Source organism: Chryseobacterium edaphi, from assembly GCF_025628985.1.
GTDB classification, from domain to species: domain Bacteria; phylum Bacteroidota; class Bacteroidia; order Flavobacteriales; family Weeksellaceae; genus Chryseobacterium; species Chryseobacterium edaphi.
Genome location: NZ_JAOTEM010000004.1, coordinates 385926 through 394104 on the forward strand (window position 1 = coordinate 385926; position 8179 = coordinate 394104).

General features: G+C 33.2%; 6 protein-coding genes and 1 other RNA gene. 4 read left to right on the forward strand and 3 right to left on the reverse strand.

Annotated features, from left to right (window positions below; translation table 11 throughout):
- Positions 1 to 36 precede the first annotated feature (36 nt).
- Positions 37 to 2667, reverse strand: coding sequence for a valine--tRNA ligase (locus tag NZ698_RS16240; RefSeq protein ID WP_263004252.1), 2631 nt, complete (start codon positions 2665 to 2667; stop codon positions 37 to 39).
- Between the two features lie 215 nt (positions 2668 to 2882).
- Here NZ698_RS16240 and NZ698_RS16245 point away from each other — a divergent pair, with 215 nt between their 5' ends.
- Complete coding sequence (locus NZ698_RS16245) at positions 2883 to 3350, forward strand: DUF1573 domain-containing protein (RefSeq protein WP_263004253.1); 468 nt, start codon at positions 2883 to 2885, stop codon at positions 3348 to 3350.
- A 125-nt stretch (positions 3351 to 3475) separates the two neighbouring features.
- Complete coding sequence (locus NZ698_RS16250) at positions 3476 to 4345, forward strand: polyphosphate kinase 2 family protein (protein ID WP_263004254.1); 870 nt, start codon at positions 3476 to 3478, stop codon at positions 4343 to 4345.
- 88 nt (positions 4346 to 4433) lie between these two features.
- On the opposite strand, the gene rnpB is transcribed toward NZ698_RS16250, so the two are convergent.
- An RNA gene (rnpB, locus tag NZ698_RS16255) (RNase P RNA component class A) lies at positions 4434 to 4761 on the reverse strand.
- 132 nt (positions 4762 to 4893) lie between these two features.
- Here rnpB and NZ698_RS16260 point away from each other — a divergent pair.
- Both NZ698_RS16260 and NZ698_RS16265 read left to right on the forward strand, forming a co-directional pair.
- Positions 4894 to 5385: an RNA polymerase sigma factor gene (locus NZ698_RS16260; RefSeq protein ID WP_263004255.1), complete on the forward strand. Its 492-nt coding sequence runs from the start codon at positions 4894 to 4896 to the stop codon at positions 5383 to 5385.
- Positions 5378 to 6052, forward strand: a complete 675-nt coding sequence (locus tag NZ698_RS16265) for a DUF8845 family protein (protein WP_263004257.1) — start codon at positions 5378 to 5380, stop codon at positions 6050 to 6052. Before NZ698_RS16260 ends, NZ698_RS16265 begins: the two co-directional genes overlap by 8 nt.
- Positions 6053 to 6113: 61 nt before the next feature.
- On the opposite strand, the gene rpoN is transcribed toward NZ698_RS16265, so the two are convergent.
- Positions 6114 to 7577 (reverse strand): RNA polymerase factor sigma-54, encoded by a 1464-nt coding sequence (gene rpoN / locus NZ698_RS16270; protein ID WP_263004258.1) that lies wholly within the window; start codon positions 7575 to 7577, stop codon positions 6114 to 6116.
- Positions 7578 to 8179: the final 602 nt, after the last annotated feature.

The following is an 8179-nucleotide window of genomic DNA, read 5'->3' on the forward strand; positions in this document are numbered from 1 at the left end:
GATGTATGTCAACCTTAGCCTAAGTCTCAACCTCAATTATAAACTTTTCAATTTCTCTTCAAGAATCGCAATTTTATCCTGCGCATCTTTTTGTTTCTTGCGTTCCACTTCTACCACTTCTGGTTTTGCATTGGCTACAAATTTTTCGTTGGAAAGCTTTTTGTCAACAGAGATTAAAAATCCTTCCAGATATTTTACTTCTTCTTCTGTTTTCTTTTTTTCTTCTTCTAAATCTAATTTTTCACTTAGAGGAATCGAAACTTCAGTCGATCCAACCAAGAAAGTGAAGCTCGGTTTATCTGTTTTTTCACCAAAGTGAATTTCAGAAATACTTGCTAACTTTTTAACAACCGCTTCGTTTTCAAAATTTGCAGCGTTTGTATAAACTTCAACGGCTTCTCTTGGCGAAATTCCTTTTGTCTGACGGTAATTTCTCACTCCGGAAATAATTTCTTCTGCAGTTTCAAATTTTTCTATGATACTTTGATCAAATCCTTCAGCTTTCTTCTGTTGAGCAATGACCAAAGCTTCTTCAGGTTTTCTTTCTGAAATCAACTGCCACAATTCTTCTGACAAGAATGGCATAAACGGATGCAGAAGTTTCATTAGTTCTTCGAAGAAAACAATCGTCTGATCATATACTTTTTTCGAAATTCCTTCACCGTAATTTGGCTTAATTGCTTCCAAATACCATCCACAGAAATCATCTTTCACTAATTTTTGAATCAGATGTAACGCATCAGAAATTCTGAATTTGTCAAACTGATCATTAATTTCCGCAATTGATTTATTTAATTGATTATCAAACCATTCGATCGCCTGAGTATCTGAAGAAATCAATGATCTATCTTCTTTATTCCAGTTTTGAGTCAAACGGAATGCATTCCAAATTTTAGTCATGAAATTTCTTCCCTGAACCATCAAATCTTCGTCAAACAAAAGATCGTTTCCTGCAGCAGAGCTTAATAGACTTCCAACACGAACGCCATCTGCACCGTACTGAGAAATCAAATCCAAAGGATCGGGAGAATTCCCCAATTGCTTAGACATTTTTCTTCTTTGCTTATCTCTTACAATACCTGTAAAATAAACATTTTTGAAAGGAACTTCCCCTTTAAATTCTAATCCGGCCATAATCATTCTGGCAACCCAGAAAAAAATGATATCCGGACCTGTAACTAAATCTGAAGTTGGGTAATAATAGTTGATATCTTTGTTATCAGGATCAAGCAAACCATCGAAAACCGACATTGGCCACAACCAAGATGAGAACCATGTATCAAGAGCGTCTTCATCCTGTTTTAAGTTGTTGGTTGTCAGTTGTTGGTTGTTGGTTTTTTCTTTAGCTAAATTTAAAGCTTCTTCGATATTTTCTGCAACTACGAAATCATTTTCTCCATCACCATAGTAGAATGCAGGAATTTGCTGCCCCCACCAAAGTTGACGTGAAATATTCCAGTCGCGGATGTTGTCCATCCAATGTTTATAAGTATTTTTAAATTTCTCAGGATAGAATTTCACTTCGTCATTCATCACAACATCCAATGCAGGTTTTGCGATTTCAGACATTTTTAAAAACCACTGAGCAGAAACTTTAGGCTCAATAACTGCACCTGTTCTTTCCGAAGTTCCTACTTTATTTACATAATCTTCTGCTTTCAACAAAAGATTGTTTTCTTCTAATTCTTTTGCGATCTGCTTTCTTACATCAAATCTGTTTTTTCCGGAATAATGTAAACCATGATCATTCAGATTTCCGTCGTCATCCAACGAATCAATCATTTGAAGATTGTGCTTTTGTCCGATTTCATAATCATTAATATCATGAGCCGGAGTGATTTTCAAGGCACCTGTTCCGAATTCGATATCAACATATTCGTCTTCAATAATCGGAACTACTCTGTTTACAATCGGTACAATTACGTTTTTACCTTTTAAATGAGCATATCTTTCGTCATTTGGATTGATACAAACAGCTGTATCACCAAAAATAGTTTCAGGACGCGTTGTAGCAACAGACAAATATTCATCGGTATCTGAGCCTGTCGAAGATTCAATTTTATATTTTAAATAATAAAGTTTCCCGTTTTGTTCCTTAAAAATTACTTCCTCATCAGAAATATTAGTTTTTGCTTCCGGATCCCAATTTACCATTCTGTATCCTCTATAAATAAGTCCTTTATTATAAAGATCAACAAAACTCTTAATAACCTGTTGAGACATTTTATCTTCTAAAGTAAAACGGGTTCTGTCCCAATCGCAAGAGCAACCTAGTTTTTTCAATTGTTCTAAAATTGTTCCACCGTATTTATCAGTCCATTCCCATGCATGTTTCAAAAACTCTTCACGGGTAATATCAGATTTATTGATTCCTTCAGATTTTAATTTAGCAACAACTTTCGCTTCAGTAGCAATCGAAGCGTGATCTGTTCCCGGAACCCAACAAGCGTTGAAACCCTGCATTCTTGCACGGCGCACCAAAACATCCTGAATGGTATTATTCAACATATGTCCCATGTGAAGAATTCCTGTGACGTTTGGCGGCGGAATTACAACCGTATAAGGCGGCTTCTCATTAGGTTCTGAATGGAAATATTTGTTTTCCAGCCAGTAGTTGTACCATTTCTGTTCTGTATCTTGTGGGTTATATTTTTCTGAAATCTGCATAAATTCTGGTTTCTTTAACTTATAATTTGCAAAAATAGTTTAAAGTAAAAAAATGTAAGCATTAATTAAAATAATTTTTAACTTTGTTTCTCAAAATTTATCTAACAAACATATTAACATTCAAGAATATGAAATCTCCAAAGCCGACTTGTAAAACAAAAATCAAGTTAGAAAGGCGATAACATATGGTCTCAAAATTTAATAAATATCTACTTATGAAAACATTATTTGCAGGAATTGCATTATTCGGAACGATTGCTTTGGCATCTGCGCAAACAATAACATTCGATAAAACTACTTTTGACTATGGTACTATCAAACCAAGTTCTGACGGTACAAGATTTTTCAATGTAACCAATACAGGTGACAAGCCTTTGATCATTTCAAATGTAAAAGCATCTTGCGGATGTACAACTCCTGAATTTAGCCAAGATCCTATCGCACCGGGAAAATCTGCTAAAATTAAAGTTGGATATGCTACAGCTAATCCTGGAGCTTTCAACAAAATGATTGAAGTATTTTCTAATGACCCGGTAAACAGCAGAAGCGTAATTTATATTAAAGGTGATGTAAATGCAAATGCTCCTGAGACAAAACCATTGACTCCTGAGGAATTGAAAGCGAAAGCTAAAGCTGACAAAAAAGCTGCTAAGGCTGCAAAAAAAGTAGCTGTAAAAAGTTAATATTATTTTAAAATAATACTTAACCGTCTCAACAGAGGCGGTTTTTTTGTTATATTTATGTAATGTTTGAAATTTAAATGAATTTTAAGCTCAAACTACTTAACTCTTTTAATTATCATAATAATATGGCTAATAATTTCTCAGACGATTTTCAAATAAAAGGAAAGTTTTCAATAAAAAAAGCATCAACGGAATATAAGGGTAAACTTACCAAAGAAGAAGGAACTCAAATTTTAATTCAGGAAAAAGAAAAACTTCGTGAACTTCAGGAGAAACTTTATGCAGATGGCAGCAAATCTCTTTTAGTTGTGCTTCAAGCGATGGATGCAGCTGGAAAAGACAGTTTAATAGAGCACGTTTTCGGAGGAGTAAATCCTCAAGGATGCAATGTGACCAGCTTTAAAACTCCAAGTTCAAAAGAATATTCGCATGACTTTTTATGGAGACATTATTGGGCTTTACCTCAAAAAGGAATGATCGGGATTTTCAACCGTTCACATTACGAAAGCGTTTTGGTTTGTAAAGTACACCCTGAATATAATTTAAGCGAAAAAACTTGGGATTCCGTAAAAGATTTTGATAAAACATTTTGGGAAAATCGTTATGAAAGCATTAGAAATTTCGAAAAGCATCTTGCCCAAAACGGAACAACAATCGTTAAAATATTTCTTCATATTTCAAAAGACGAACAAAAGAAAAGACTTCTTGATAGAATCAACGAACAGGAAAAAAACTGGAAATTCTCAGCTGCAGATCTTCCCGAAAGAGCTTTATTTGATGAATATATGAATTGCTACGAAACTGCCATCAACGAGACATCAAAAGATAAAGCACCGTGGTATGTAATTCCGGCCGATAACAAATGGTTTGCAAGATTGTCTGCAATACAGATCATTATCGATACTTTAGAAAAAATGGATTTACAGTTTCCACAACTTTCGAAAGAAGATAAAGCTGGTTTGGATGACGCTAAAAAGCTATTAGAAAGCGAATAAATTAAGATGGAAGATGGGAGTAGGAAGATGGGAGTCAAAAAACATTATATTAAAAACTTCCAGCTTCAAACTTCCAGCTTAAAAAAAAATCACGAGAAAATCTATAAGCCGGATTTTGTATCCCGAAGAATCGGGATGCCTGTTATTTATCTACGTTTTACATTGCTGCAAAACTTGAGCTGATTACCCCTCGGCTTTCAGGACGAGCCGCCCCTATTTTCATTACTGAAAAGAACCGATATACTTATCATTGCACCGCAAAGAGTTTACCTGGTTTCACTACAGCCGAACTGTACCTGCTTTCTGTTGCACTTGTCCTATCCTCACGGATGACGGATGTTATCCGCTTTGCTGCTCTATGGTGTCCGGACTTTCCTACCCTTACCGAAGTAAGAATCAACAAGCCGACTTTCTCGTGGCTGCAAAGATAGGAATTTAGGTCTTAGGTTTTAGTTATTAGACAATAGTTTCATTATTTATAATCTAAATCCTAAACCTATCATCTATTTCCTAAAAAAATTTTATCTTCGTGCCAATTATACATCATTTTGATTTCTAAAGAGAAAGAATTTGCCCAGCTAATAAAAGATAATCAAGGTTTGATTATAAAAGTTTCGCGGCTATACACCAATTCTCTCGAAGATGAAGAAGATCTTTTCCAGGAAATTGTACTGCAATTGTGGAGAAGTTACGATTCATTTAAAGGAAATTCAAAAATATCTACCTGGATGTATCGTGTTGCACTTAATACCGCAATCACACTTTTCAGAAAAAAGAGCAAAAGCTTACCCACAAACGAACTGGATATTAATCACAGAGATTTCATTGAAGATGATGACGATAAGCAACAGCAGATTTCGTTGTTATATATGGTGATAAAAACCCTTCCGAACGTTGAAAGAGCTATTGTAATGATGTATTTGGATGATCTTCCTTACAAAGACATTGCAGAAAACCTCGGGATTACCGAAGTAAATGCACGTGTAAAAATGAACAGATTAAAGAAAGTCCTTAAAGAAAAAATGGAAAAACATGCCTGAATTTGATTTAGATAACTTTAAGAAAACCTGGCAAGAACAACCTGTAGAGCCAAAATATGACAACGCTGAGATTCTTCAGATGTTGAATACAAAATCACGTAATTATGTGAAATATATATTTTGGATAAGCGTGATCGAATTTTTATTTTTCACCGTTTTTGGATTGTTTTACATTTTGCAAAATAAAGAATCTAATACTTTTTTTACTTCTTTACAAAAATTAGGAGTTGAAAAAAACGAACAGTTACAAGATATTCTTGATAATATTTATTTGGTTATAAAAGTACTTACGTTATTCGTCACGGGTTATTTTGTTATTAAATTTTATGAGAATTACCGAAAAATAAAAGTTGAAGAAGATTTAAAAGAATTTATTTCGCGAATAATCCGATTTAAAAAAACAGTCAATGCTTTTATTTTAATAAATATTTTAATTGTCATAGTATTTACATCAGCCCTTACGGTTTTTGGAATTTATGCTATTCAAAATCAAAATGCGGCACTTGCCAACACGTCGATAGTGGCCTTTACAGTAAGTTTTATAATCAGCACTGTACTTTGTGTGGTTTTAATCTGGGCATATTACAGACTAGTCTACGGAATTCTAATAAAAAGACTTGATAAAAATCTTCATCAACTCAAAGAAATTGATTCTCAAGAAAAATAAAATTAAACAAAATCAAAACATAAAAAAAGCATTTCAGAATAATTTGAAATGCTTTTTATCTTTATAATTCTTTTCTCAATCTTGCGACTGGGATATTTAGTTGTTCTCGATACTTCGCAATAGTTCTTCTTGCAATGTTGTAACCTTGTTCTTTCAAAATCACAACCAAAGCATCATCAGTAAGTGGCTTTCTTTTATTTTCTCTACTGATGACTTCCTGCAGATGCATCTTGATCTCTTTTGTTGAAACTTCCTCACCATCATCATTTGTCAAACTGTCAGAAAACAGATCTTTAAGATAAAGAATTCCATTCGGCGTATCTGCATATTTGCTCTTGACAACTCTTGAAATGGTAGAAATATCAAATCCTGTAATATCAGCAATATCTTTAAGAATCATAGGTCTCAAAGATTTTTCGTCACCTGTAATAAAATAATTATGTTGGAATTTTACAATCGCATTAATCGTCTGCAATAAAGTATTTTGACGTTGATTTATTGCATCAATATACCATTTTGCCGCATCTAATTTTTGCTTAATAAATAATGCCGCTTGTTTGTGTTCAGAAGAATTTTTATCGTGAGAATATGTGGTTAAAATATCTTTGTACTCTTCAGAAACTCTCAGAGTCGGAGCATTTTTACTATTCAACATAGGAATTACCACCCCATCTTTTACCGAAATTACAAAATCCGGAATAATTTCCTGATTGATGGTGATAGTTTGTGTATCAAAATTTCCGCCTACCTTTGGAGAAAGCTTGGAAATTTCTTCTAAAGCATCTTTCAAATCCTCCTCCTCAATATCATATTTTTGGATGATCTTATTGTAATGCTTATTGGTCAAAGCATCAAATTGGTATCTCAATATATTTGCAGCCAACGAGACAGCCTTGTCAGAACTTATTTTCTTCTCAATCTGCAAAAGAAGACACTCTTGTAAACCTCTCGCTCCAACACCAGAAGGATCAAGCTTCTGAATATAATTTTCCAGAATATCTTCGACTTTATCGATTGAAGTATAAATTCCCTGAGAGAAAGCCAAATCATCTACGATAGACTTTACTTCACGTCTTAAATAGCCATCAGTATCTAAATTTCCTATAATATATTCTGCAATCTTTAAATCTTCCGGATTGATATTAATCAAATTGATTTGTTCCATCAGATAATCATATAAAGATTGACCTTCTGTTAAGAGACTTTCGTTATCAAAATCCTCATCATCCGCAGAATAATTACTTGATGCAGTTTTATAATTAGGCTCATCATCGTAAATGTAATCATTTACATCAAAATCAGTTTCGATACTTTCTGTACCTTCTGTTTCATAAGAATCCTCTAATGAAGAAAATTCTTCTTCTTTAGACTCTTCCTTTGCAACTTCTAAAGCAGGATTCTCCTCTAGTTCTCTCTCCAATTCTTCTTCAAATTCTAAAGTGTGAAGTTGGATCAATTTCATCAGTTGGATTTGCTGAGGGGCAAGTTTTTGACCTAACTTAAGTTGTAAATGTTGTTTTAGCATATCGACTGTGATTTACCAATTGGTATTCTACGAATTTAGTAAATATTTTTTGATAATAATAATTTTTAGCACGATTTTTGCTATAGTGATCATATAATAAAAATCTCAAGCAAGTAGCTTGAGATTTTTTCAATTTTATACTTTCACATAAACGGTATTAATTTTCGATAAACTATTTTCACTTCGAATACTAGAACTTTGAATTGAACTTATTTTAATCTTTTTTAAAGTTTGTCTATTCGTTAATACTTTTCAGATATAATATAAATGGATCTCAGTATAATTAGCTTCAAGAAAATTTCTAAATTGAAGTAAGTCACTATGTACTTTTTATGGTTTTTGGCCTTCTCTGCTTAAGATTGCCTTTTCAATGTCTCATATTTATTAGCTACAAAATTCTCATTAAATAATGTATGATACTATTATTATAAGTTTAATTGTTTGGGTATATATTAGAAACTTAAGTATTGAGTTTGGATTTTTAAAGCTTCAGTTTTACTTTTAGAGTTTATCGCAAAAAAAATCCTCAATCAAATAAATGATTGAGGATTTAAAAAGACTGGCGGCGACCTACTCTCCCGCTTTCGCAGTACCATCGGCGC